Annotated in this window: 18 protein-coding genes and 4 tRNA genes; 14 read left to right on the forward strand and 8 right to left on the reverse strand. The window is 65.5% G+C overall.

Annotation, left to right across the window (positions count from 1 at the left end; translation table 11 throughout):
- Positions 1-68 precede the first annotated feature (68 nt).
- Positions 69-1,217 (reverse strand): tRNA dihydrouridine synthase DusB, encoded by a 1,149-nt coding sequence (dusB, locus tag ON44_RS03860; protein ID WP_218007517.1) that lies wholly within the window; start codon positions 1,215-1,217, stop codon positions 69-71.
- Between the two features lie 451 nt (positions 1,218-1,668).
- Between dusB and ON44_RS03865 the strand changes: the two genes are divergently transcribed.
- Positions 1,669-2,619: a hypothetical protein gene (locus ON44_RS03865; protein ID WP_157187044.1), complete on the forward strand. Its 951-nt coding sequence runs from the start codon at positions 1,669-1,671 to the stop codon at positions 2,617-2,619.
- A 41-nt stretch (positions 2,620-2,660) separates the two neighbouring features.
- Positions 2,661-4,334 (forward strand): WXG100-like domain-containing protein, encoded by a 1,674-nt coding sequence (locus ON44_RS03870; RefSeq protein ID WP_040686404.1) that lies wholly within the window; start codon positions 2,661-2,663, stop codon positions 4,332-4,334.
- Positions 4,335-4,436: 102 nt separating this feature from the next.
- Here ON44_RS03870 and ON44_RS03875 read toward each other — a convergent pair whose 3' ends face one another.
- The gene (locus tag ON44_RS03875) at positions 4,437-5,303 is read right to left on the reverse strand and encodes an SDR family oxidoreductase (protein ID WP_040686405.1); all 867 of its coding nucleotides are present in this window, start codon (positions 5,301-5,303) and stop codon (positions 4,437-4,439) included.
- Between the two features lie 211 nt (positions 5,304-5,514).
- Between ON44_RS03875 and ON44_RS03880 the strand changes: the two genes are divergently transcribed.
- Positions 5,515-6,144: a hypothetical protein gene (locus ON44_RS03880; protein WP_245567003.1), complete on the forward strand. Its 630-nt coding sequence runs from the start codon at positions 5,515-5,517 to the stop codon at positions 6,142-6,144.
- Positions 6,145-6,270: 126 nt separating this feature from the next.
- Here the strand turns inward: ON44_RS03880 and ON44_RS03885 are convergent, their stop codons facing one another.
- The 3 genes from ON44_RS03885 to ON44_RS03895 all read right to left on the reverse strand — a co-directional run bounded on the left by ON44_RS03885 (position 6,271) and on the right by ON44_RS03895 (position 8,162).
- Positions 6,271-7,236, reverse strand: coding sequence for an acyl-ACP desaturase (locus tag ON44_RS03885; protein WP_040686419.1), 966 nt, complete (start codon positions 7,234-7,236; stop codon positions 6,271-6,273).
- Positions 7,237-7,373: 137 nt separating this feature from the next.
- Positions 7,374-7,799, reverse strand: a complete 426-nt coding sequence (locus tag ON44_RS03890; RefSeq protein ID WP_040686406.1) for a hypothetical protein — start codon at positions 7,797-7,799, stop codon at positions 7,374-7,376.
- Positions 7,800-8,089: 290 nt separating this feature from the next.
- Positions 8,090-8,162: transfer RNA gene (locus ON44_RS03895), tRNA-Lys, on the reverse strand.
- An 851-nt stretch (positions 8,163-9,013) separates the two neighbouring features.
- Between ON44_RS03895 and ON44_RS03900 the strand changes: the two genes are divergently transcribed.
- From ON44_RS03900 to ON44_RS03925, 5 genes are all read left to right on the forward strand, one after another.
- Positions 9,014-9,679, forward strand: a complete 666-nt coding sequence (locus ON44_RS03900) for a TetR family transcriptional regulator (RefSeq protein ID WP_040686407.1) — start codon at positions 9,014-9,016, stop codon at positions 9,677-9,679.
- 93 nt (positions 9,680-9,772) lie between these two features.
- Positions 9,773-9,845: transfer RNA gene (locus ON44_RS03905), tRNA-Glu, on the forward strand.
- A gap of 29 nt (positions 9,846-9,874) precedes the next feature.
- A tRNA-Asp gene (locus ON44_RS03910) sits at positions 9,875-9,948 on the forward strand.
- Positions 9,949-10,007: 59 nt separating this feature from the next.
- A tRNA-Phe gene (locus ON44_RS03915) sits at positions 10,008-10,081 on the forward strand.
- A 1,082-nt stretch (positions 10,082-11,163) separates the two neighbouring features.
- Complete coding sequence (locus ON44_RS03925) at positions 11,164-11,883, forward strand: polyprenol monophosphomannose synthase (RefSeq protein WP_281005003.1); 720 nt, start codon at positions 11,164-11,166, stop codon at positions 11,881-11,883.
- Positions 11,884-11,999: 116 nt separating this feature from the next.
- On the opposite strand, the gene ON44_RS03930 is transcribed toward ON44_RS03925, so the two are convergent.
- Positions 12,000-13,448: an HAD-IB family hydrolase gene (locus ON44_RS03930; protein WP_051181481.1), complete on the reverse strand. Its 1,449-nt coding sequence runs from the start codon at positions 13,446-13,448 to the stop codon at positions 12,000-12,002.
- Positions 13,448-15,904, reverse strand: coding sequence for a glycerol-3-phosphate 1-O-acyltransferase (locus ON44_RS03935; protein WP_040686410.1), 2,457 nt, complete (start codon positions 15,902-15,904; stop codon positions 13,448-13,450). Before ON44_RS03935 ends, ON44_RS03930 begins: the two co-directional genes overlap by 1 nt.
- Positions 15,905-16,025: 121 nt before the next feature.
- On the opposite strand from ON44_RS03935, the gene ON44_RS03940 reads away from it, so the two are divergent.
- Together ON44_RS03940 and nbtS are read left to right on the forward strand one after the other, a co-directional pair.
- Positions 16,026-16,790 (forward strand): DUF2127 domain-containing protein, encoded by a 765-nt coding sequence (locus tag ON44_RS03940; RefSeq protein WP_040686411.1) that lies wholly within the window; start codon positions 16,026-16,028, stop codon positions 16,788-16,790.
- Between the two features lie 92 nt (positions 16,791-16,882).
- On the forward strand, positions 16,883-18,193 hold the full coding sequence (gene nbtS / locus ON44_RS03945; RefSeq protein ID WP_040686412.1) for a nocobactin biosynthesis salicylate synthase NbtS: 1,311 nt from the start codon (positions 16,883-16,885) through the stop codon (positions 18,191-18,193).
- Between the two features lie 126 nt (positions 18,194-18,319).
- Here nbtS and ON44_RS03950 read toward each other — a convergent pair whose 3' ends face one another.
- Entirely contained in the window at positions 18,320-19,939 is a 1,620-nt protein-coding gene (locus ON44_RS03950) for a (2,3-dihydroxybenzoyl)adenylate synthase (RefSeq protein ID WP_040686413.1), read from the reverse strand.
- A 139-nt stretch (positions 19,940-20,078) separates the two neighbouring features.
- On the opposite strand from ON44_RS03950, the gene ON44_RS03955 reads away from it, so the two are divergent.
- The 4 genes from ON44_RS03955 to ON44_RS03970 form a co-directional block, all read left to right on the forward strand.
- Positions 20,079-23,588, forward strand: a complete 3,510-nt coding sequence (locus ON44_RS03955; RefSeq protein WP_040686414.1) for a non-ribosomal peptide synthetase — start codon at positions 20,079-20,081, stop codon at positions 23,586-23,588.
- A gap of 50 nt (positions 23,589-23,638) precedes the next feature.
- A complete protein-coding gene (locus ON44_RS03960; RefSeq protein WP_040686415.1) occupies positions 23,639-24,517 on the forward strand; it encodes an oxidoreductase in 879 nt (292 codons plus the stop codon).
- A gap of 178 nt (positions 24,518-24,695) precedes the next feature.
- The gene (locus ON44_RS03965) at positions 24,696-25,166 is read left to right on the forward strand and encodes a carboxymuconolactone decarboxylase family protein (RefSeq protein ID WP_040686416.1); all 471 of its coding nucleotides are present in this window, start codon (positions 24,696-24,698) and stop codon (positions 25,164-25,166) included.
- Between the two features lie 221 nt (positions 25,167-25,387).
- The coding region (locus ON44_RS03970) for a 3-deoxy-7-phosphoheptulonate synthase (protein ID WP_040686417.1) at positions 25,388-26,273 on the forward strand (886 nt) is incomplete at its 3' end.

Consider the following 26,273-nt stretch of genomic DNA (forward strand, 5'->3'; position numbering starts at 1 on the left):
GAGGGTTTCTGACGATCGGGTAACAGTGCGATTGCACGTACAAGTCGCCTGCCGGTCGCTCGAAACGATCAGCCGCCGCTGTGCATCAGATCCGCGCCCGCGGGGACGGCCGGATCGTCGGGATCGTCGAGCCAGCCGTGCGGCAGCGCGACCTTGCCCGGCGAACCCTGACGGCCGCGCGGACCCTCGGCATCGCGGGGGAATGGCGCGGTCGGGTCGAGTTCGCCGATGAGGTCCTGTAATTGGGTGAGACTCGACACAGTGGCGAAGGAGCGGCGCAGGTCCGCGCCGACCGGGAAGCCCATCAGATACCAGGCCATATGCTTGCGCAGATCGCGCATGGCCTTGTCCTCGCCGAGGTGTTCGGCGAGCAGGGCCCCATGCCGGTACAGCACCTCGCCGACGCGGCCGAGATTCGGCGCCTCGGGCAATGCTTCGCCGCGCAGTGCCGCCTGCAATTCGGCGAACAGCCACGGGCGGCCGAGGCAGCCGCGGCCGACAACGACTCCGTCGCAACCGGTTTCGTCCATCATGCGCACCGCGTCGGCGGCGGCGAAGATATCGCCGTTGCCGAGCACGGGAATCGTCGTGACGGCCTCCTTGAGCCGCGCGATCTTCGTCCAGTCGGCCTGCCCCGAATACCGCTGTGCGGCGGTACGGGCGTGCAGTGCGACGGCCTTGGCGCCCTCGGCCTCGGCGATGCGGCCCGCGTCCAAGTAGGTGAGGTGGTCGTCGTCGATGCCGATGCGGAACTTCACCGTCACCGGAACACCGGCCGGTTCGGCGCCGGAAACCATCGCCTCGACGATCTTGCTGAACAGCGCGCGCTTATACGGCAGCGCCGCGCCGCCACCCAGTCGAGTGACCTTGGGCACCGGGCAGCCGAGATTGAGATCGATGTGATCGGCCCAGCCCTCACCGACAATGATTCGCACGGCCTCGCCGAGAGTGGCCGGATCCACACCGTAGAGCTGCATCGAGCGCGGATGCTCGTCCTCGTCGAAGGACATCATGTGCAGCGTCTTCTCATTGCGCTCGACCACCGCCCGCGCGGTGATCATCTCGCACACATAGATCGACGTAGGGCTGCCGAATTCGCGGCACAACTTTCGAAACGCCAGGTTGGTGATGCCCGCCATCGGTGCGAGCACCACCGCCGGATCGACCGGATACGGTCCGATCCGCAGCGTGCTCTTGGCCTCGGCAGTAATCGTCACGCCCACCAGTCTCTCATCTGGACGAACCGGCGCCGATGCCGCCGTTGTCCGATGTGCGTCAGCGCACGCCGGGTCGTTCGGCCTGGTCTCCTCCGGTTGCCGCGATCGCGACTGAACCGGTCATGGGAAATATTTCCGCACTACTCGGGTGCGGCGATCGCGTGAAGCCTCGGGTGTCGAATATGTCGAGTGCGGCTCTGATGCTGATTCCTGACATGGTCGAGGCCGGGGCAACCGGGAACAGTGTTCGGGGCGAAAGCGGGAATGCGTCGGCTGGCGCAACAACGCCCCCTCTATTCCCAGCTGGACTACGCGAAATCGGCCGAATACGAAGCCGAGTACTACTCTCGACAATCGCCATACCGACCGGCGTCGGTCCGAACCCGAAGCCGTCCCACGCCTGTGGTGATTCAGCTGGACCGATATTCTTGTGATTGGAGTTGCTCAGATCATGATGATCAGCGGCAAATTGAGCGGCACGATGCGGAGTGTCCGAGAAAGTTTGTCCCGTCTGTTCGGAAAAAGCTCCGAGAGCGACTCCGAAAATATCAGAAATGTCAGTGACTCTGCGGGCGAAACTGCCCGAGCCTTTGAAACAGGTGACCACGAGGGCGATCGGTCTTTAAGATCGCAGGATTTCTCGAACGATATGGAGGGTGCACCGACCGCGAATGCAGGAATATCTGCACCTGAGTATGTGGCGCGCGGCCGTGATCTCGTCGACGACCTCGACTACCGTTCGATCCACACCCTGCTGGACACAAGGCGTGACGATCCCTACCTCACTCCGGCCGAGCGAGAGGCCGGTTCGTCCGACGGTGATTCGGCGTTGGGAGCGATCTGCCATAGTCAGGGCTTCGACGGTTTGCCGAGCGTGGTGGAGCGGGAAGGCGTCGACGCAGTCGTCGATGCAGGCGGCCGTGAGCTCTTCCGGGGACTGAGCGACTCCAGCCATGTGGAACAATTCAAGTCCGGGGATTACTTTCCCGGTAGTGCGTCACATGTTCTCGAAACCGGCAATGGGACCTATGTGTCGACGGTCAGGTCTGACGCATTGGATTACGCTGGCAATAACGGGGATAGGGTTATCCGAATGGCTTTGCGTCCAGATTCGCGAACCATTGAATTCGGAGAGTTGCGCGAAGAACATCAAGCGACGCTCAGACAGCTCAGTGATGAGGCGGGGCGGCTTCGGGGAATTATCCGCATAACAGAAAATCCATCGCAGGAAATGATCGGGCGAAGCGAAGAATTGCAAGGAAAGCTGGAAGTGCTGTCCGATCCCGGGCGTTACGCTGCCGCCAGGGGCTACCAAGCATATGACACGGGTCGTTCGGGCTTCGATCACGTCGGCAACTACTGGGTCGTCCTCGATCGCACGGCGCTGGTGGTTCAGCGATAACGTGTGGTGGTGGAACGGGATTGATTCGAGGACTATGGGTGGTGGCATTCGAGATACCGCACGAGGCGGCGATGTTCCTGAACTTCCTCGGTGTTCCGTATCCGGACATCGATGAGGATCAGATTCGCGAGCTCGCCGAGCAGGTACGCGCCTTCGCCACGAACGCGGCTCGCACCCACGAGTCGGCCACCGCGGCGGTTCGGGAGTTGGGCTCGGTCTATTCGGGTTATTCCTACGATCAACTGGTTGCGGCGTGGGCGCGAATGAGCGTCGGCCACACGGAGGCTCTCGATCAGGCGTGCCGAACGGTGGCGAAAGCCCTGGAGGTCACGGCGGAAGTGATTACCGTGGTCAAAGCGGTGGTGCTTGCCGAGCTTGCCGCGATGGCCGCAAGTTATACGGCTTTGATGGCGTCGATGGTGGCGACTGCGGGGTGGTCGGCGGCTCTCACCACGGCGTTCCGGGCGGCCGCGAGCAGACTGCTGGGCACCATGGAGCAGATGCTGATCTCCTACATTGCCGTCGAGGTGATCAGCAGGGCGATGGAGCCGCTCGCGGACACCATCGAGCGCAAGATCAACGGAGTCGTCTACGACGCCGCGCGGGAGGTACTCGGCGTGCCGCCGCCGAATTCGTCGGTGCAGCCATTGCACATCGATCCGAACGAGGTGTTGCGCTACACCGACCTGCTCGACGAGTACGCCGACGATATCGGTGAGCACGCGGCGAGGTTCGTGGAAAACGTTGCCGGACTGGACTTCACAACTGCGGACGGGATCGGCGAACCAATGGCTGCTGATCAGGGCAGCGCGCCCGTATCACCGAGTGGCACAACGGGTCCCGGGGGTGGGCCCGATGTGCGCCCGCCGACGGTGCCCGCCTCGCCCCGTGAGTTCGCCTCGCCCCGATCCACGAACGTGGGGCCTACGGGCACGAACGGCGGAAGTGCGGTCGACCGCCACGCGTACCGTTCGGCCGCGCCCGGTCCCCTCGGGGACAGCGCGACCGAGCCTGGCGTGCCCGAGCGGTTGACCGCCGTTTCGCGCGTGAATCCAGACACCGACGAAAGCGGCGGTCGAACCGAGCCGCAGCATTCCGCGCGCGACAGTCCAGCCGCGTGGTATTCGCCTGCGGCCGATGGCGGTTCGCCTCCGGTTCGGGCCGAACCGATATTCAATCCGGACACGGCTCAGGCGATGCATACTCAGTCGAATGGATCACCCGCAGCTCCGGATAACGCTGTGCGGCAAGACAATTCGGTTCGGCACCCGCATTCTTCAGCCGCGTCGAGCCCGCTGGGCCCCGCTTCTTTCCCCGGAGCAGATCCCGTGGTCGGCGATCTGCGACAGGGTGCGGGACCTGAGGCACCCCAGCCCACGCAAAGGAAATCGATATTGTCGACGCCCTGGGGGCATTCGGGACAGCCGGGCGGTCAACCGCGGTCGCCGGCGGATCTGGCTCGCCGCCGTGCCCGGCGCCGCCCCACCCGCCAGGCCGGGAAGCACGAAACCGCTCAGACTCCCTGGTCGGAGAAGACCGAGCTCTCCGCCGCGCGGACCACACCGGAGCAGGCCCTTCCCGGCGAGCGCAAGGTGTTCGCCCCTGACTCGGGTCGGAATGGCGAATCGCCCGATCGTCACACCGAATCCGAACAGGTCACTTCCGATCCGGCGCAGCGGCATGGCGAGGTAACACCTCCGGGAAAGAGTTCCTGACAACTGCGGTGCGCTCGTCGGTAACTTCACCGGCGGCGCTCGTTACCTCATCGGCGCGGCCAGGTCCGAGTTGCCGCCCGCGGAGTTCCTGCCAGGAGTGGGCTATTGGCCGCGGAGTCTGCGATGGTAGATCTCGCGTACGGCCGGGTCGGGCTGGGCGTAAGCCGTTGTCGCGCCAGTGAATTTGGCGACACCCAGCTGTGCGCGGTAGGGCAGCAGCTGTGCGGATTTGATGATGGCCGCGAGTCGGCGTGGCACGGTCACCAGTGGTTTGTCCTGCTGTACCGATTTCACGATCGCCTGCGCGACATCCTCCGGGTCCACCGTGGTCAGCGGCGTAATCCAGTTCGGCATATTGGCGCCGGCGGACAGTTCGGTGCGCACGATGCCCGGCAGCACCGCGCCGACGTGCACGCCGTGCTCCTTCATCTCCAGATGCAGCGCCGAGGTGAAACCGATCACCGCGTGCTTGGTCGCACAGTAGGTGGCCAGACCTGGAAAGCCCTGTGTGCCGGCCAAAGACGCGATATTGATCAGGTGTCCGCTGCCGCGGTCCTTGAACCGTTTGACGGCGAGCCGCGAACCGTGGATCACCCCGTTGAGGTTGATACCGATGATTCGATCGGTCATCGCCTCGTCCTCGTCGACAAACAGGCCGGTTGGCATGATGCCCGCATTGTTGACCAGCACATCCAGCGGGCCGAGTTCGCTGTCCACACTGTCGAGAAAGGCGGCGAAGGAGGCCTTATCCGTGACGTTCAGCGGCAGGCCGACGATTTTGGCATCCGGGTCCGCACCCAACTCCGCCGCCGTCTTGGCCACCAGTTCGACGTCGATATCGCCGATCGCGACCGCGGCGCCCGCCGCGAGAAATGCCTCGGCGCTCGCGCGCCCGATGCCGCGCGCTCCTCCGGTGATCGCGACAACCTTGCCGGTGAGCGCCCCGGCGCCCTTCGATGTGCTGGACATATCCTCGGCCTCCTGCGGTCCTATGAGCTATGGCCGGTCGGCGCGGCGCGCTGTCGGCGGCATTACCACCAGTGTCGAGGTTCGCGGCCGGATCGTCGGCGGATTCGGGATCGGGCCCGGGATGTTCCGTCCCGGGTTGGTGCCCCAGCGCCGAGGGCGCTCCGGTCTTCGGGTAACGCCCGTGACCACCGGACTCGCCGGGAGAGGGCGAATGACGGAACGGATCGAGGGCACCGCATCGGGCGGCGAGGACTCCGGCTCGGAGCTGGGTGGCACTGCCGAGGCGAAGGCGTCCAATACGGGCGACCAGTCCGGACGGCAGTCGGGAACCGTAGCGATTCGCATCTCCACCGTTGTCCTCGGCGCGGTAATCGGCGTATTGGTAATCGCGGTCGCCGTGCTGGGCGGGTTTCTCGTCTCGGCCCGCGGTGATCTTGCCGATCGAAACGACCGGGCGGCCGCGGATAAGAAGGTCGAGCAGGTGGCCACCGAATACGCGGTCGGCGCGGCTACCGTCAATTACCGGGACATCCCGTCGTGGGTGGCCGAGCTGAAGGCGAATACCGTTCCGCAGCTGGGGAATAAGTTCGATGCGACCGCGCCCGAGCTCGAACAGATTCTGGTTCCGTTGAAGTGGACCTCCACCGCCGCGCCGATTACCGCAAAGGTGATGTCGGAGCAAGGCGGTATCTACAAAGTCGATGTGTTCGGAAATGTGAGTTCGACGAATGCGCAGAGTCCCGAAGGCGCGCAGACAACGATGATCTACAACGTCACGCTGGATAAGAACTCGGTTGGAAGATCACCGATGTGGGCGGTGTCGACGGCACACTGCCGGTGAAGTAGCGCCGCAAGGAGTTTCGGCGGTTGAAGCTATAAGTTGGCCACTTGGATCGGCGTTGCCAAAAATAAACGCGCCGCCGCCGGAGAAATCCAGCGGCGGCGCGTTTACGTTTGCGAGTCGAGATCAGCCGGCGGCGACCCCGGCGAGCTCGCGCTTCTTCGCCTCGCGGGCGAGCATGCGGTCGCGTTGCTCTTCGAACTTGACGACGTCCTGACTCAGCTTCTCCAAGAACAGGCCGAGCCGTTCGCGCACGGCCTCGCCGCGTGCGGTGAAATCGGTGCGTTCGAAGATGTCCCACTTCTTCAGCACGGGCTGCACCACATCTTCGAGGTGCTGGCGCAGATCGTAGATGCCGTGCTTGGCCATCAGTACGCCGTTGCGGCGGAAGTTGGGCATACCGGCGCCGGGCATCTGGAAGTTCTCCAGGATCAGCGTGATCGCCTCGAGCGCCTGGTCCGGGGACAGATCCAGGGCCGCGCCGCACATGTTGCGGTAGAAGATCATGTGCAGGTTCTCGTCGGCGGCGACGCGCTGCAGCATCCGATCGGCGATCGGGTCGTCGCAGACCCGGCCGGTATTGCGGTGGCTGACCCGGGTGGCCAGCTCCTGGAAGGTCACGTACGCGACCGAGTGCAGGAAGCCTGCATCGGCCTCGGTCGGCGAAGCGAATCCGTTGGTCATGTGGATCATGCGCGCCTCTTCGAGCGCCACGGGATCGACGCCACGGGTCACCACGAGGTAGTCGCGCATGACGATGCCGTGGCGGTTCTCCTCGGCGGTCCAGCGACCCACCCAGGTGCCCCAGGCGCCGTCCTGCGAGAAGTTCTCGGCGATCTCGCGGTGGTAGGAGGGCAGATTGTCTTCGGTGAGCAGGTTCGTGATCATGGCCGCCTTCGCGACCTCGTTCAGTCGGGACTGCTCCGGGTCCCAGTCCACCCCGCCGAGTGCCGCGAAGTTGCGGCCCTCATCCCACGGGACATAGTCGTGCGGATGCCATTCCTTTGCCAGGGAGAGGTGCCGGTTGACGTTTTCTTCGGCAACCGGCTCCAACTCCGTGAGCAGCTCGAGTTGAGTCAGATCCCTTGCCATATACAAGCCCTTCATGTGTGTGCGCTCTTGCTGGTCAGTCCCCCGGGTAGACCGTGTGCCGATGCGGCCATACCTTACGGCACCGTAGGTGTGATGCGAAACGCATCTGGCTGACAAATGAGACCTCGTGATAGAGCTCATACGCCGACGTCGGCGTTCGACAACCACACCGAGTGTAGGGGCTCGGCCCGCAGCAAGGGGTTTATCGCTATGGGTCGAGAGTCGTTAGCCCAGCGTGCGGTAACGCACAAAGCCGCTGGTACCGCCGCCGTGATCGTTCCGTGTTCGCCGACGAAAGTCCGCGCGAGCGCGCCATCTGCGTTCCCGGCCAACGCTTCTCCGATCGCGCCGCGGATGCCGATGTTCTTGCCGCTGCTGCCGAGCAGACCGCCGAGTATGTGTCCGATGCCGTCGCCGGACCTGCGTCTGTGGTAAGTGCCACTGCCCAGTTGCTCGGCCGGACAGCCATCACGATCGGAGGCGGAATCGGCGACCGGATCATTGCCGCTGGTGGCCTTCGTCGCGCCGAGCGGCAATCCAGCGCGCCCGATAAGCCGCGCCATCGGGCTCGGTCGCTCTGTGCGGCAATCAACCGAGCAATGTCGGCAATGCCGCCTTCGTATCGGTGGCCTGTCGACTTGTCGGCGATCTGTCCAATGGGAACCTGAGAAAGCCGATCATCGAGCAAGTCGACGGCTCGACCTGTTGCCGAGGGATCCCGGGTGCGGTCCACGGTATGGAAAGCCCGCCGCGAAATGTGATGTTTCATGGCCGCAGCCGATGCGCTTCGCGACTGCGTGCGGTCTGGAATATGACTCAGGCGTCCGGTATGGAAACCGGACGCCTGAGAAGGTGCCCCCAGTAGGGCTCGAACCTACGACCTGCGGATTAAAAGTCCGTAGCTCTACCAACTGAGCTATAGGGGCGCGGATGGACAGTGTAGTGGGCCGGGCGCGGATCGGGTAACCGGGGGCGGGGCGCATCGGCTGGGGGCGTGGATCGGTTCGCTCGGGGGTTGTCGGGTGCCGGTGTCGAGTCGTGCTGGCACACCGGGTAACACGATGCGTGCGGGTAACGATGCTGCCGGTAAACATTTGGTACCCAGCTTTGTTCATTCCTGCCGAGCCGGGCTACCATCCAATCATGTTGCGTACCAATATCTTTGGATTTGCAGGGGGTGTAGGGCCAGTGCGCGGGGGGACGCAGCGAGGCGGCTGGCCGGTGTCGCGCGGTCGGCGCCGCTGCGACCGGGCCGCTGGTCGACTCGGGTGAACAGTGCTGCGACGCTGTCGAATTCGGAAATCCGAGACAGCACTTTGCCCGATTGCGTGAAGTTTGCTGTAACAGATATCCGGATGTTTGGGCCGCTGGAGTCTTCGGTTTGCCGCGTGTCGGATGGTGTTTCCGGGTACGGTGACGACTTGGTGAATTACGGAAGAATCGCCGACTTACCCGGCGATCCGGAATTCGGCTTATCGTTGGTGTGCCCGAACGTGTCGCGGCCGGTTCGACCGATCGCGACTTCCTACGAGTCGACGCCGGGGGAGGCAGATCCGAGACGAAGTTATGCCCAGGTGCGCACCCCCTGCGGCGCACCTGGGCAAGAAAACTATACCAGCTGGTGTGTTTCAGGATTTTCGCAAGTTTTCGTACCGAAAGTTTGAAACGGGGCGAAATCCCGGTTTGAAGTATTGATAAAACTCATAACTTCGCGCCAAGGGTCCGTTCTTTTGGGGCCACCTATTGGCGACGAGTAGGCTTCGGAGGCGTTTCGAGCATGGCACGGCAGCAAGAGCGGGCCCGCCGGACACGCGCGGCGATAATCAGGTCCGCCGCCGTTGAGTTCGGGAAGAGCGGCTATGCCGCTGCATCGCTCAACCGCATATTGGAAGGTTCACGCGCCACCAAGGGCGCCATGTACTTTCATTTCGATTCCAAGGAAGATCTCGCACGCGCGGTACTCGAGACCGCGGTCGACCGATACCGCACATCGGCCGAGCGTTGGCTTGCCAGAACGGATCTCGGTCCACTCGACGTCCTGCACGGGATGGTCGACGAGGTGGCATTGCGACTCGAGCACGACATCATCGTGCAGGCCGAATTCCGGTTGATCATCGAACCGGACTTCTATCGCGATGTGCAGACCGGCGGCGGTCGAATACTCGGCCGCGCCACCAGGGCACTCGCGGTTCGCGCCATCGATCAGGGCCAGCTGCGCGCCGACGCCGACCCGGACCGCTTCACCCGCACCATCTCTGCCGCCCTGGCCGGCCAGCGCTATCTGATCGACATCCTCGGCAACGGGGTCGATCTGCGCGCCCGGTTCCAGGAGGCGCTCGAGGTCGTGGTCGAGGCGATGGCCACCCCGGAGTGGGCGGAGAAGTTCCGCAACGACGGCTGGCGCGCCCAGGCTCGACTCGAAGAGCTCGGTTTGGGAGCCTGAACAGCCGATTTGGGAAACGCGGCCGATCTGTCATAAGCTATCCCAGCTCCCAACGGACAGCCGTTGAAGCCGGTCCGGAGAAATCCGGGGCGAGCCCCCTTCGTCTAGCGGCCTAGGACGCCGCCCTTTCAAGGCGGTAGCGCGGGTTCGAATCCCGTAGGGGGTACGATCTTCGGATCGTTGGAAGCAACGCAAGGCCCTGTGGCGCAGTTGGTTAGCGCGCCGCCCTGTCACGGCGGAGGTCGCGGGTTCGAGTCCCGTCAGGGTCGCAAAGTAAGCGCCGGAGCAATCCGGCGTTTCGCGTATGGCATTCACCACGGGTGCCTGCGGCCAGGTAGCTCAGTTGGTACGAGCGTCCGCCTGAAAAGCGGAAGGTCGCCGGTTCGATCCCGGCCCTGGCCACTCATCGCGAGGAGCCCCTGTCCGCAAAAAGCGCGGACAGGGGCTCCTCGTCTTTTGTCTTTGTGGGGTGCAACCCCACACCCGCTCGGCGGGGCTCTCGCCCCCCGAACCCCCAGTCCGTCCGGCGTGCTGTTGCTCAGGTGTGGCCGTCTTCTGGTGTTGCGCTCCTCGAGTTCGGCTTCTCGCAGAGAAGGCGTCCCATGGGGCGACCTTTTCTCAGCATGACCTTGTTTCGGCTGTGGAGCTGCCCCAGGTGTCGTAGGTCGGTGTGTGTCCGGTGGGAGTGGTCGTTTCTTGGTGTGACGTCGTCTCCGGTGTGGCGCTGCTCAGGCGTCGTAGGTCGGTAAGTGTCCCGTGGGCGCGACCTTTTCTCAGCATGACCTTGTCCCGGGTGTGGAGCTGCGCAGGTTTCGTCGGCCGAAGTGTGTCCCGTTGACGTGGTCGCGTCTCTGGTGTGGCCTCGTTTCGAGTGGGGTTCTGCCCAGGGGGCGTTGCTCGCGTGTGATGTTTTCCGTGTGGTGACTGGGTGTGGTTTTTCTCGCGCGTGGCCGTCCCGTGTGCCCGCAAGGAGTGCGGATCCGAAGAAGGGGGCGGATCTGAGGTATCGGGGCGGGAAATCGGGGGCTTGGTGATCATGGTGGTGGGATGCTGGGGGGATGGCGGAGAAGTGGTATTACTGCTTGAAGCATCAGCGGGCCGAGAGTGGGAAGCAGTGTTGGTTTCGGGATCGGATGGGGCCGTATCCGGATCGGGCTACTGCTGAGCGGGCGTTGGAGATCGTGCATGCGCGCAATGCCCGTGAGGATGCTCGGGATCGGAATTGGCGCGATGGGGAGAAGTGAGGCCGCGCCAGGGGTGGTGTGCGGCAACTGATTTCGATGTGGATCCGGGGGCGGTCGGCGGGGTGGGTGACGCGATTTGCGAGGTAGTCGGCATGTCGCGGGTATTCGGGTGGCGGCGGGAGCGTGCGGGCGCTCAGGTGGTCTTCAGTTCGATCAAGTACGGTTCTTGGCAATCAGACGAGTGCTCCGGGTCCAGTCGTGGGTCTGCGGGCTGGAACAGGTGAGCAGGGAGGGCGACCCTTGAGGGTTACCGTTGTTGTGCCGACCTACAACGAGCGGGAGAATCTGCCGGTTGCGGTGGAGCGGCTGACGGCGCTGCCGGTGCCTGATCTGCATGTGCTCGTGGTGGATGACAATTCGCCGGACGGGACCGGTGAGATCGCCGACAAGCTGGCGGCCGAGCTGCCGAATGTCGTCGGCGTGCTGCATCGCACCGAAAAGGACGGATTGGGCCGCGCCTACGTGGCAGGTATCACCCGGGCACTGGACGAGGGCGCCGATGTGGTGATCCAGATGGACGCCGACCTGTCGCATCCTGCTGAGGTTATTCCGGCCATGCTGGAGAAGCTGGACACCACCGATGCCGGTGTCGTGCTCGGGTCCCGCTACGTGCCCGGCGGGTCCACCGCCGAGGAGTGGAAGTGGTACCGCAAGGCGCTGTCCGCCTGGGCCAACTTCTACGTGAACCTGATCCTGCGTCTGGGCGTCAAGGACGCGACCGCCGGATTCAAGGCATGGGAGGCCGATACGCTGCGCGCCATCGACGTGGCCTCGATCCGCAGCAACGGGTACTCGTTCCAGGTCGAGATGAACTACCGCACCGTCAAGAAGGGCATCACGATCGCCGAGGTGCCGATCCGGTTCGAGGAGCGCACCCTCGGCGCCTCCAAGATGAGCCTCAAGGTCCAGCTGGAATCCGCGCTGATGCCGTGGAAGCTGCTGTTCGGTCGCTCGGTCTGACACACCCGGCGACGACCCGGCACCAGCGGGCAGCCCGTCCGCCATCTAGCCGGGCACCAACCGGGCATCCGGTAGTACGGAGCATCGGGGGTGCACGGTGGAGGCGCCCGGCGGCGTCAGCGGTCCGGCGACGGCCAGTTCAACAGAGTGTCGGTGTACAGCTGACGAACGGCTTCGACGTTGTCGTCCATATCGTTCGCGTCCCAACTGCCGACGTCGATCGGGTCGAGGATGGCCACGTCGACGGTGCCCTTGCGCGCGACCATCGAGTTGCGCCAGTTGATTTCACCCGCATTGCGGATTACCACCGGGATCACCGGCACCCCGGCCTGGATCGCGATGTGGAAGGCGCCCTTCTTGAACGGGCCGATTCGCGGCGTGTACGACCGGGTGCCTTCGGGTGAGACCGCGATCGACAGCCCGCCGCGCAGTGTCTGCACCACCGGCGCCAGCGCCGCCTTGGCCTGCGCGGTGTTGGCACGATCGATGAAGGTGACCCCGACGAACCGCATCAGCGGACCGAAGATCGGATTCTTTGTCAGCTCCTTCTTGCCGATTCCGGTGACCCCGCCTTTGAGCACCTTGGGCACGATGATCACGTCGAACTGGCTCTGATGGTTGAACAGGAACACGGCGGGTCTCGGGGCACGGGCATTTTCCGCACCGCTGATCCGCAGCCGGATACCGGTCGCGCCGAGCGTCGCACCGGTTCCGTAGGCCATCAGCGCATCGGCCATCTTCCGGCGTTGACGCGTGTAGGACTTGCTCAGCACGCCGAACATCGCCCCGGCCAGTAGCCCGGCGAATCCGGCGACGGTGCGCAGATAGTCGGTCGGGCGCGGTGGTTGGCGCGGATGGAACGTCAGTACCGGCCAATTCTGTTCGGCGGCAGCGGTACCGAGCTTTCGCTCGGGATTCACCGCTACCGGATGCCCGACCACCGAAAGCAGCGGCAGATCGGCGATGCTGTCCGCGTAGGCGTAGCTGCGGCTGATATCCAGCCCGTGTGCTGCGGCGAATTCGCGAACCGCATCGGCCTTGCCATTGCGCCACAGGGTTTTCCCGTCGGCGTAACCGGTGAGCACGCCATCGGTGGTCGCCATCCGGGTGTACAGCACGTGCTCGATACCGAGTTCGGCCGCAGCGGGTTCGACTTGGAAGCGGGTCAACGCGGTGGCGAGCACCACGGTGTGTCCGGCGGCCTCGTGCGTCCGGATCAGCTGCCACGCTTCGGGATACAGGTGGCCGTAGATCTTTTTCCGGAACAGCAGCGTGCCCAACTCGTCCAGCTCGGCTTCGGGCTGCTCGGCGAGTGTCCGCATGGCCTGCTGGAGGAACCGGCTGTATTCGCCATCGGTGAGTCCGTTGCGGATGCTGCCGAGCAGGGTGTCCGCGATGGTTCGACTCTTATCGCGCCGGAATGGCCATCGTGACCGCGGCCCGAAACCATCCACAACGGTGGCGAAGTCGAAGACCGCGGCGACTTCCGGCCCCTGCGGCCCGGACCGGATCGCGGCGATGGCCGCCGCGAGATCCGTTGGGACCGCGGCGCTCTGTTCGACCATCAGGCCCCCCGTACGGGCATGTTGGACGGATCCAGTGCGGCGGCCTGCGAGATCCGGGCCGCGATAACGCGCAGCTGCTCGGCGAATTCGATTCTGCGCCGGGTCAATTCGGCCCTCGGCTTGGCCGAGTCATGACTCACCCGGGTCAATAAACCGTGGTTGTCCGCGAGTTTGAGTGCGCTGGTGAACAATTCGGTGGAGACAGATTCCGGACTGTGCAGTCGCTGCTGCAGCAGCATCTGCTTACCAACCGCGACACATTCGTCGATGAACTCCTTGCGATCGATCTCTTCGGCGCTGTCGTGCGCCGCCAGCCGCTCGGCCACCACCAGCTGCGCGTCGACGAATGCGCGCAGCGCGCGGTGCGCCATCATGAATCCGGATGCGGTGAGTTTGTGCAGAACCTCCTCGCCGAGGGTGTCCGCCGCGGTGTGTTGGTGCCAATCCGGGTCCACCAGCAGCATTTCCGCGGTCATCTGCGCCGAGAACTCGGCCCGCTCCGGGAAGAAGAATTCGAACTTCAGCAGATCACGCAGTCGGAAGGCCTCGTCCCAGCCTGCCCGCAGCTGATCCGGCGCCTGCATCTCCAAGGCGGCCAGGATCGACAACTCGAGAATGGCGCGGTTGATGAACCAATGCACCGCGCTATTGCGATAGAACGCGGCCTCCAGATGCGCACCCGATTCGATCGAGTAGACCGGCTCCAGCCCACCGCGGTACACCGTCACGACCTTGGCCAGCGACAACTGCTCGAGTACCACCGCGAGACTCTGCTCATCGCGCAACGCCGCCAGTTCGCCGCGCGGCAACTCGCGCTTCTCGATGTACCGCAGCACCGGGGCCAGCACGGCACGGACCTCGCCGAGGGTGAGCGCACGCTCGTGCACACCGAGCAGTGCCAGGGTGACCAGCGCGTTGACGGTGATCGGGGTGACATTATTGATACCGACGGCGACCTCGAAGGCCAACCGCTGCACGGCCTTTCGCTCCAGCTCGGCGACCTCCGCCGACTCGGTGACATTGCTCGGTTCGGTTCCCGCCGGTTCGGTGCGGTGCAGCGGAATGATCGTCGGTGCCGGAGTGAGCGGATCCCCATATGCGGCAAGGCGATCGCGTGCCGACAGCGGTTCACCGAATCGCACATAGACGTGTCCGGCCGAATGCTGTTGGCTGCGTATATAACGCGCCATCCAGGCCAGTCCCTCCGGCTTCTTCTTCCCGCCCACTTGCTCGGTGGCGATGGCGCCGAGTTCGTTCAGTCGCTCGTAGGTGATCGATACCGGGACGAGCAGCACATCGTCGATCCGATTCGAACGGACCGCGGCGGCAAGGTAATTCAGCAATCCGTAGCGTGGCGGGCGCAGCTTGCCGGTGCGGGTGCGACCGCCCTCGAAGTACCACTCCATATTGAATCGCTTGGCCAGCAGGTAGGCGAAGTACTCCTCGACCACCGCCTTGTAGACCTCGTCGTCACCGAAGCTGCGCCGGATGAAGACCGTGCCGGTGCGCCGGGCGATCGGACCCATCGGCCAGAAGCTCAGATTCGCGCCGCCGATCACATGATTCGGTGGAAAGTCATTGCGGGCCAGCACATCACCGAGTACGAACGCATCGACATAGGACCGGTGCGAGGGCAGGAAGACCAGCGGATGGTTCCGGTTCAACGCGCGCAACCCGTCCAGGCCGGAGTCGTCGGAGTCGACCTTCCAGGTCGAGGCGTGGATCGGGCGCATCGCCTGGGTGAACAGATCCGAGACCAGTCTGCTCTGGGCAGCAACGAGTTCGTTCAGCGCCTTCTCGGCCCGCCGGTACACCTCGTGCGGACTCGCACCGAGCTGATCGGCGATGAGTTCGAGCCTGCGCACGAAGTCGGGGGAGTCGAGGATCTCCTCGGCCACCAGCCGCGGCACCTTGTATCGGTCGCCGATGATGGAACGTTCGGCGCGTTCCAGAGCGACCACCGCGGCACGCACGATGGCGCGGGCGAACGGCTCGGCGGAGCCCTTCATGAGCAGCGCCGCGGCCTCCGGATTATTGGCGCGCAATTCGCTGAGCAGAGCCGGCTGCCCGGTGAGCACCACGTGGCGGTCCGGTGACTTGCCGACCAACCGGCGTTGCGCGAGTCGGTTCGGCTTGCGTGGATTGGTCAGCAAGGCCAGGTCGGCGAAGGTGATGCGGCGGACCCCGTCGCGCTCCGGCGGCAGCCACACCACCCGGATCGGCACCACAAGCGGATCGTCGCGGCGTCCGACCAGTCGATCCCCGATCGCATCCGCATCCAGATCCAACTGGGTGATGGGTGCGTCGACGCCGAGTTCGTGCTTCAGGCCGCCGTCGGCCAGCCAGGCGCCGACGAGTTCGCGTTCCACGCCGGAGCTCGCATCGATCAGTGTCACCACCGAATCGGGGGCTGCCGCTCGAGCTGGAGCGGGCGAATCCCCGCGGTGATCGATCATGACTCCTATTGAAGCCCGCCAGCGGATTCCGCGCAGGAACTCCGGCGGGCGAGTTGGGCTTCGGATATCGACACGGCGTTTGTGATCGCGGCCGATCGCGACGGCGAACTAGGCTGCGCGCATGGATTGGGCGTTACGCGCGTGCGGTTGGCACGGCCACTACACCTATGCGCCGGACGAGCAGGATCTGGCGGAGCGGCTGCATGTTCAGACGGCGGCCGGTGTCGCGTGGCGGTGTCTGCGCTGCGGCACTTTCGTACCCGGCGAACCGGTGGGCTCCGGGCCCGCCGACCATGCTCCGGAGGTGCCGCGCGGGCGACTGCTGCGGGACCGCTGGCTGATGCGGGCGTTGGCGATCGAGCGGTTGGCGCGCGGTTTGCTCTTGGTGGTCGCCGCGCTCGCTGTCTTCAAATTCCGGTCCTCGCGCGAGGATATGCGGGCGGCCTTCGACGAGGAACTGCCGCTGCTGCGGCCGCTGGCCGATCAGATCGGCTGGGATATCGACCGGTCCAAGATCGTGCATTTGATCGATGACGCGTTCTCGCTGACGAATACGACCCTGCTGTGGGTGGCCGTCGGCATCCTCGCCTATGCGACGCTGCAGGCGATCGAGGCGGTCGGGCTCTGGTTGGTGAAGCGCTGGGGTGAGTACTTCGCGGTGGTCGCGACCAGCATCTTCCTGCCGTTGGAGATCTATGAGTTGACCGAGAAGATCACCGTGCTGCGCATCGGCGCGCTGTTGATCAATATCGCCGCGGTGGTCTGGCTGGTCTACAGCAAGCGATTGTTCGGAGTGCGCGGCGGCGGGGCCGCGTACCACGCGGAGCACAGCACGGAGAGTCTGTTGAGCGTCGAGCGGTCGGCACTCGCGGTGCCTGCGGAGTAGCCGTTTTCTGTGGTCTGCAGCACAGTAGCGATCTAGACAGGTAATGCTAACCTTACTTTTCTAAGTTAGGTCAGCATAACCTTGGAGGATCGTTGTCGACCACGGAGCGCTTGCGCGTTGAGTATGTGACCGATCCGGCGGCAGCGATGTCCCGGCTGGCGGCGGCCGAGCGCTTCGGCGAATACGTGATGTACGAACGGCCCGGCGAATGGGTATTCGCTGCGGATCCGCTCGGCGGCGTCGAACTCGACGCGAACGAATTGCGCGTGTCCTGGGACGGGCGCGGCACCACCAGTGCCTGGGAGGGCAGCCCGGGGCGGGTCATCGACAACGCGCTCGCCACGCTGCCGCTCGGCGGGCGTCGGGCCTACGGCTGGATCGGATTCGAATTCTGCGCATGGGCATTGGACGCGACGCGACATCTGGATCCGCGAACCGCACTGGCCCATCTGATGATTCCGCGCATCGAGGTGCGGGTCGGTGAGTTCGGCGTCCGGATTTCCGGCGCGACACCGGCCGAGGCCAATGACATTCACGATCTCATCGCCGCCTCGCAGGAGACGGAGCTGCCGCACGCGCATCCGGTCGATGTGCGTCTCGATCCGACCGGATATCGCGATCGGGTCGGCGAGGCGGTCGCGGAAATCCGTTCCGGCCGTTATCAGAAGGTCATTCTGTCCAGGAAGGTCGATCTACCGTTCGCGGTGGACGTCCCGGCCAGTTACCGGCTCGGCCGCGCCAACAACACTCCGGCGCGGTCGTTCCTGCTTCGCCTCGGTGGACTCGAGGCGGCCGGATTCAGTCCGGAGTTGGTCGCCTCCGTCGACGAGGATCGGGTGGTCACCACCGAGCCGCTCGCCGGGACGCGCGCCTTCGGGCTGGGCGAAGCCATCGATATGGCGGCTCGGGCCGACCTGATCACCGATCCCAAAGAGATCGTGGAGCACGCGATTTCGGTGCAGACCTCCTTTGCCGAGATCACCGCGGTGGCCGATCCCGGCACGCCCGCGGTCTCCGATTTCATGGCGGTTCGGGAACGCGGCAGCGTGCAGCATCTGGCTTCCACGGTGCGCGGGCGGCTGGCCGCGGACCGTTCCAGCTGGGACGCGCTGGAGGTTTTGTTCCCGTCGGTCACCGCTTCCGGTATTCCGAAGCGGGAGGGCGTCGATTCGGTGTTCCGTCTCGACGGTGCGCCGCGTGGTCTGTACTCCGGTGCCGTGGTGACGATTTCGCCGAGCGGTGCGATGGAGGCGACGCTGGTGCTGCGGGCGGTCTACCAGACCACCGAGGGGGCGTGGCTGCGGGCGGGCGCGGGCATTGTCGGGCAGTCGCGCCCGGAGCGGGAATTCGAGGAGACCTGCGAAAAGTTGGGTAGCGTCGCGCCATACGTAGTCAAGGCCTAGAAATTCGGCGGCACACACCCATCAAGGTGGGGCCGTGCTCCGAATCATCTGCTGGGGCAACCCGGTTATCCGGGTACAGGTCGGGGGTGGCGTCTTCGGACTCGCGCCACCCCCGATCGTTTCGACTCATCCGTGGTCGGCGCGCAGAGCCTTCTTATCGATCTTGCCGACGGCGGTGATCGGGAGTTTGTCGGCCTGGCGGAGCAGGTCCGGGAGTTTGTAGGTCGCCAGGCCGCGGTCGGTGAGGAAGGATTTGAGCTGCGCCAGGGTCGGCATTTCGCTGTCGACAACCAGCACGGCGCAGACCTTTTCACCCAATGCGGCATCGGGCAGGCCGACGGCGGCCGCATGCCGGACCGACGGGTGGGCGAGCAGATGTTCCTCGAGTTCGTCACAGGAGATGTTCTCGCCGCCGCGGTTGATGACGTCCTTGATGCGGCCGGAGACGATCAGATGGCCGCTCGGCAGTCGGCGCACGAGATCGCCGGAGCGGTAGTAGCCGTCGGGGGTGAAGGCGCGCGCGTTGTGTTCGGGGGCGCGGTAGTAGCCGCGGATTGTGTAGGGGCCCTTGGTGAGTAGTTCACCCTCTTCGCCGGGGGCGACATCGTTGCCGTCGGCATCCACGACCCGCACTTCGTCGGCAGGCGAGAGCGGACGGCCCTGGGTGGTGCAGACGATATCGGCGGTGTCGTCGAGGCGGGTGTAGTTGAGCAGGCCCTCGGCCATACCGAAGACCTGTTGCAGTTGGACGCCCAGTGCGGGCGCAACCTCGCGGGCATTCACTTCGGCCAGCCGCGCACCGCCGACCTGGAGCAGGCGCAGGGAGCCGAGATCGGCGTCCTCCCATTCGGTTGCCGCACACCAGAGTTGGGCCAGTGGCGGCACGACCGCGGTGACGGTGACGCGATGGCGTTCGATGGCGGCGAAGGCACTCTCCGGGCTCGGATCGGTGATGAAGGTGACGGCCGCGCCAGCCGATACGGTGCCGAGGATGCCGGGGCAGGCGAGGGGGAAGTTGTGTGCGGCGGGCAGTGTCGCGAGGTAGACGTCGTCCTCGGTCAGTCCGCAGACCTCAGCGCTTGCGGTGGCGTTGTAGACGTAGTCGGCGTGGGTGCGCGCGATGAGCTTCGGCAGACCGGTGGTGCCGCCGGAGACCAGCATCAGCGCGATATCGCTCGGATCGATGTCGGGCAGTGAACCACCGTCGCGGGGAATCGAATTGAGAGCGGTGAACGTTCCGGGTTCGCCGAGTACCAGAACGTGACGCAGAGTGGGCACGGTCGAACGGACGGTTTCGGCCAGTTCGCGGTAGTCGAAGTCGCCGAGCCGGTCGGCCACGATGTAGGCGACCGCTTCGGAAAGTCCGGCCAGATGCTCGATTTCGGCGCGGCGATGCGCGGGCAGGGTCAGCACCGGAATGATTCCGGCGCGCAGCAATCCGAACAGGACCGTCAGGAACTCCGGCACATTCGGCAGTTGTACGACCACCCGATCGCCCGGCGCGATGCCGAGTGCGAGTAAACCGTGCGCCATTCGGTCTGCCTCGGCATCCGCCCATGCGTAGGTGTGCGCGCTGTCGGCATCGAGCAGGGCCGTGCGGTGCGGGTGTCGGGTCGCGGTGGCGCGCAGCAGGTCGCCGAGTGGGCGGCCGGTCCAGTAACCGGCCGCGCGATAGGTCGCTGCGTCGGCGGTCGGGAAGGGGACGTAGCCGTCGCGATGGGTGGGCGAGGTGGATGTCGAAGTCACGGTCTGCCTCACTGGAAGGTCTGCTGCACGATTAGGGTCTCATAACATAGGTTAGGCAACCCTATCTCAATGCGATAGGCTACCGACGAGCAGTCTCGATCCGCCGGATGCGGCGGCGACCAAGGAGTGACAGCGCCAGATGGAGCCAGCACAGCGACCGGGGGACGGGGCGGGAACGACGATCGGCCGGGAGGAAATTCGCGCGGCCATTGCGAAGCAGCTCGACGTACCGGTCGAGACGATCGCCGACGGCGATGATCTGATCCAGCTCGGACTGGACTCCATTCGCACCATGAAGTTGGCGGGCGGCTGGCGCAAACGCGGGTTGGAGATCAACTTCGCGCAGTTGGCGGCGGCGCCATCGGTCGCGGAGTGGGCACGGTTGCTCGGCGTCGACGAATCCGCCGCGGCAGTTCCGGAGGTCGATCCCCGGTCTGTCGAAAACGTTGATCCCGGAGACGAATTCGCGCCGTTCCCATTGGGGTCGATGCAGCACGCCTACTGGATCGGTCGCTCGGAGGAACAGGATCTCGGTGGCGTCGCCGCGCACCTGTATGTCGAATTCGACGGTGCCGAGGTCGAGCCCGAGCGTTTGGCGCAGGCGGTGACGGATCTCGTTGCCGTGCATCCGATGCTGCGCACCAGGTTCCTCCCCGACGGCACCCAGCAGACCATTCTCAACCCGGGTCGGCCGGTATTCGCGGTCGTCGATCTGCGGGCGCACACTCCCGCGGCGGCCGAGGCCGAGCTGGAGCGGTTGCGCGACAGCAAGACTCATCAGCGGCTGGCCATCGAGGAGGGCCAGGTGCTCGATGTGACGCTGAGCCTGCTCGCCGACGGTCGTACCCGGCTGCATCTCGATGTCGACATGATCGCGGGCGACGCGATGAGCTACCGCGTGCTCGTCGCCGACCTCGCCGAGCTCTACCACGGCCGCACGGTGCCGCCGCAGGGCTACAGCTACCGCCGCTATCGCACCGAGCGCACGGTGGATGCCGTTGCCAGGGAACGCGATAAGCGGTGGTGGCGCGATCGGCTGCCGGAGCTGCCCGGCGCACCGGAGTTGCCGACCATTCCGGTCAGCGAACGCGCCGAACCGCATCGGACCGTCCGTTACAACCACTGGTTGGCGCCGGAAGCCAAGGAGCGGCTGCTCGCCGCCGCGCATGCCCGCGGCATCACCCCGGCAATGGCGTTGGCCGCGGTATTCGCCGAGACCGTCGGCGGCTGGTCGGCGCAGAGCCGCTTCCTGCTGAATGTGCCGCTGTTCCACCGGGAACCGGTGCATCCACACATCGACCGGGTGATCGGCGATTTCACCTCCTCGATCATGTTGGAGGTGGATGTCACCGAGAACGTGACGGTCACCGAGCGGGCGAAGGCACTGCAGCGTGCGATGCACGAAAGCGGTGCGCACACGGCGTATTCCGGGTTGGAGGTGCTGCGCGATCTCGGCAGGCACCGCGGCGAGCCAGTGCTCGCGCCGATCGTCTATACCAGCGCGCTCAACCTGGGCGAGCTGTTCGCCACCTCGGTCACCGAGACCTTCGGCGCGCCGGTCTGGATCATCTCGCAGGGACCGCAGGTGCTGTTGGACGCGCAGGTCACCGAGGTGCGCGGCGGGTTGCTGCTCAACTGGGACGTGCGCGAATCCGCGTTCCCCGCGGGCATGATCGACGCCATGTTCACCAGCTACACCGAGGCCATCGGCAGGCTGGGCGCGAGCGAGGCGGGCTGGGTCGCGGAGGCCGCGGTGCACCTACCGGTCGCCCAGGCCGCCGTGCGTGCCGCGGTGAACGCGACCGACGGTCCGGTCTCCGGACGGGCGCTGCACCAGGGCTTCTTCGACCATGCCCGCAGCACGCCGGACGCAACGGCGGTGCTGTGGCGCCGCGACGGCGTGGATGGCGGCTGGAGCTATGCCGAGCTTGCCGCACAAGCGCTTTCGGTGGCGGCCGCGCTGCGCGAAATCGGGGTGCGGCCCGGTGAAACCGTCGCGGTGCAGCTGCCGAAGGGGCCGGATCAGATCCTCGCCGTACTCGGTGTGCTCGCGGCGGGTGCGGCCTATGTGCCCATCGGTTTCGATCAGCCGGTCGGACGGCGCGCGCAGATCCTGCGCACCGGTGACGTGGTCGCCGCGCTCACCGTCGACGGCGTCGACATGGGTCGGCCGGATATCACGTGTCTGCCGCTGTCGGCGGCGCGTGCCCATCCGAATCCGTTGGCCGAGCCGGTGATTCCGGATCCGGAATCGGTCGCCTATGTGTTGTTCACCTCCGGCTCCACCGGTGTGCCGAAGGGGGTCGAGGTGCCGCACCGCGGTGCGATGAACACCATCGACGCGGTGAACGAGTGGTTCGAGGTCGCCCCGGCCGACCGGGTGCTCGGATTGTCCGCGCTGGAGTTCGACGCCTCCGTCTACGACATGTTCGGCATGTTCGCAGTCGGCGGCTCGGTGGTCGCGCTGTCGGCCGCGCAGCGCGAGGAGGCGACCAGTTGGGTGGAACTGCTGACCCACCACCGGGTTTCGATCCTCAACTGTGTGCCGAGCATGCTCGACATGATCCTGGAGATCGGCGGCGACCACCTCGGCGATTCGCTGCGAGCGGTCACCCTCGGCGGCGACTGGGTCGGCGCGGATCTGGCTCGGCGGCTGGCCAGGCAGGTGCCGGGCTGCCGGTTCTCCGGGTTGGGCGGCGCCACCGAAACCTCCATCCACAACACCATTTGCGAGGTCGCCGACCCGCCCGAACATTGGGCCACCGTCCCGTTCGGCGTGCCACTGCGCAATGTGCGCTGCCGCGTGGTGAATTCGGCGGGCCGCGACTGCCCGGACTGGGTGCCCGGCGAATTCTGGGTGGGCGGTGCGAATGTCGCGGCCGGCTATCGCAATGATCCGGAGCGTACCGCGGAACAGTTCGTCGTCCACGACGATCTCCGCTGGTACCGCACCGGTGATATGGCGCGCTACTGGCCCGATGGCACCATCGAATTCCTCGGTCGCGCCGACCATCAGGTCCAGATCCGCGGCTATCGGGTGGAATTGGGCGAGGTGGAAAGCGGACTGCGTACCGCGCCGGGGGTTCGGCACGCGGTGGCCGCCGTGGTCGGCAAGGGCGCGCCGAAGCTGGTCGCGGCCGTCTCGGGCGAGGTCGGCTCCGTCGAGGAGATTATTGGTGCGGTGCGAGACCTATTGCCCGGCTACATGATTCCCACTCGCATCGAGATCCTCGAGCAGATGCCGTTGACCGATAACGGCAAGCTTGATCGTCGCGCGGTGGTGGCGCTGCTGGAACCCGACGCGGCCGAAGCGGTGGACGCGCGTCCGCGCACACCGCTGGAGGCCGCGCTGGCCACCATCGTCGCCGAAGTGCTCGGTACCGATCGCATCGGCGTGCACGACGATTTCTTCGGCGCGGGCGGTGACTCGGTGCTGGCCACCACGGCCGTCGCCAGGATCCGCGAATGGCTGAAGGTCGACCACGCGCTGGTCGCCGATCTGCTCGTCGGCCGGACGGTGGCCGGGTTGGCCGGGCGGCTGGTCGAACGGGAGACCGGTCGCGGCACGCCCGATCGCCTGGACGCCGTCGCCAAGTTGTACCTGGAGGTGGTGGCGATGACCGACGAGGAGATCCTGGCCCAGGCGTGACCTGCGCGCATTGCCTGAGAACGGTCGCGGCGCGCACTAGACTTCCGGACATGAGCCGTTGGGATACCTCGAACATTCCCGATCAGAGTGGCCGCACGATCATCGTCACCGGCGCGAACAGCGGGCTGGGGGCGGTGACGGCGCGTGCGCTGGCCGGGGCGGGCGCGCAGGTGGTCCTGGCCTGTCGAAATGTGGCCAAGGGCGAGAAAGTGGCCGGGGAGATCGGTGCGCGGGCCGAGGTGCGCGAACTCGATCTCGCGGATCTGGCCTCGGTGCGTGCGTTCGCCGATGCGGTGGACCGAGTCGACGTACTGATCAATAACGCGGGTGTGATGGCGGTGCCGGAGCGGCGGACCACCGACGGCTTCGAAATGCAGGTCGGTACAAACCATCTCGGTCACTTCGCGCTGACCGGGCTACTGCTGGAAAAGATCTCGGACCGGGTGGTCACGGTCTCCAGCGGCGCGCACCGGGCCGGCAAGATCGATCTGGACGACCTGAACTGGGAGCGCCGCAAGTACCAGCGCTGGTCCGCCTACGGCCAGGCGAAGTTGGCCAACCTGATGTTCGCCTACGAGTTGCAGCGCAGGCTGACCGCGGCGGGTTCGTCGAAGATTTCGGTGGCCGCGCATCCCGGTTATGCCGCAACGGAACTGCAGTCGCATACCGAATCCATCCTGGACACGGTCATGGCGCTGGGCAACCGGCTGCTGGCCCAGAGCGCCGAAATGGGTGCGCTGCCGGAGATCTACGCGGCTACCGAGCAGGTCGAGCCGGGCGCGTTCTATGGCCCGGACGGATTGGCCGGCATGCGCGGCTATCCGGGGCTGTCCGGTTCCACCGCGGCTTCCAAGGACGAGCAGGTCGCGCGCGGCCTGTGGGAGCTGTCGGAGAAGCTGACCGGCGTCACCTACACCTTCGGCAAATAGCCGAATCCGTTGCGGCACAAGCCACTCGGTTGGGCCGCTGCTCGATCGGGGGTGCCGTCGTTCGAAGTAGCTCAGGCCTAGGCCGTGGTCTCGTGATGCAGGTCACATCCGTGGATGTCACACTGGATTGGGCCGCGTCGTCCTCTCTGTGAACCCAACCGAATGGAAGGCACAGATCATGGAACAGCGCTTCAACCTCTACGCCAACCCCGTCGCCGGTAGCTACGTCAAGCGGCTCGTCACCGCGGGCAAGGTCGTCGACGGGTCCTCCCTGCCCGCCGCCACCTACGAGCTGGTCAAGATCCGCGCCAGCCAGATCAACGGTTGCGGCATGTGCGTCGATATGCACACCAAGGACGCCGCGCACGCGGGCGAGACCTCCGTGCGACTCAACCTCGTCGCCGCCTGGCACGAGGCCACCGTCTTCACCGAGGCCGAGCGCGCCGCCCTCGCCCTCACCGAAGAGGCCACCCGCATCGGTGACGGCCGTGGCGTCAGCGACGAGACCTGGGAGCAGGTGCGCAAGCACTACGACGACGATCAGACCGCGGCCCTCATCGCGGCCATCGCGACGATCAACGCGTGGAACCGGATGAATGTGATCGTCCGCACCCCGGCCGGTGGTTACGTCCCCGGTCAGTTGGGGTGAGCTTCGGCACGAAAGTTGGCCTTGCGGTTACCTCGGGATAGTCCCTGGTACAGTCACCGTCGTGCAGCGCGTCTATTTCTGGTTTAGCAAGCCGGCCCTGGGTGGGTCGGTCTGCGGCAACCATTTGCGCTGACCTCACCTCCACCTCGAGCCGGATGATGGACCGGCTCGACGGGTTTCACGTCCGTGGGTCGGCCTTGAAGTAAAGGAACCCACAAACGATGACTACCGCAGCCGAAATCGACGCGCGGCATTCCGATCTGGACGACCAACGCACCCTGAGTGTGAGCCCGTTGCGCTCACCGGCAGAGGTGCGCCAGGTGCACCGAATCACCGATGCGCTGGCCGACGTGGTCCGAGCCGGTCGCAAAGCCACCGTCGATGTGCTCAACGGTGCCGACGATCGCCTGATGGTGATCGTCGGACCGTGTTCGGTCCACGATCCGGCCGCCGCGCTGGACTACGCCCGCCGCCTAGCCGCCAAGGCGGCTGAACTCGATGATCGGCTGCACGTCGTGATGCGGGTGTACTTCGAGAAGCCGCGCACCACCCTGGGGTGGAAGGGGCTGATCAACGATCCGCACCTGGACGGTTCCTTCGACGTGAACACCGGACTGGGCATCGGCCGCAAGCTGTTGGTCGATATCACCGCCCTGGGCCTACCGGTGGCCTGTGAATTCCTCGACCCGATCACCCCGCAGTACATCGCGGACCTGGTCGCCTACGGCGCCATCGGCGCGCGCACCGCGGCCAGCCAGGTGCACCGGCAGCTCAGCAGCGCGCTGTCCATGCCGGTCGGCATCAAGAACGGCACCGACGGCGATGTGCAGGTGGCCGTCGACGGTGTGCGGGCCGCCGCGGCCAGCCACGTCTTCCCCGGCACCGATCTGGACGGCCGCTCGGCGCTGATCCGCACCACCGGCAATCCGGACTGCCATGTGATCCTGCGCGGCGGCAGCACCGGTCCGAACTACGATGCTGCCTCTGTCCGCGAGGCCTGCATCCGGTTGGAGAAGGCATCGCTACCGCAGCGGATCGTGGTGGACGCCAGCCACGGCAACAGCAATAAGGATCACAACAAGCAGGTCGATGTGGTCACCGATATCG

Origin of the sequence: Nocardia vinacea NBRC 16497, assembly GCF_000308835.1 — a bacterium.
Lineage (GTDB): Bacteria > Actinomycetota > Actinomycetes > Mycobacteriales > Mycobacteriaceae > Nocardia > Nocardia vinacea.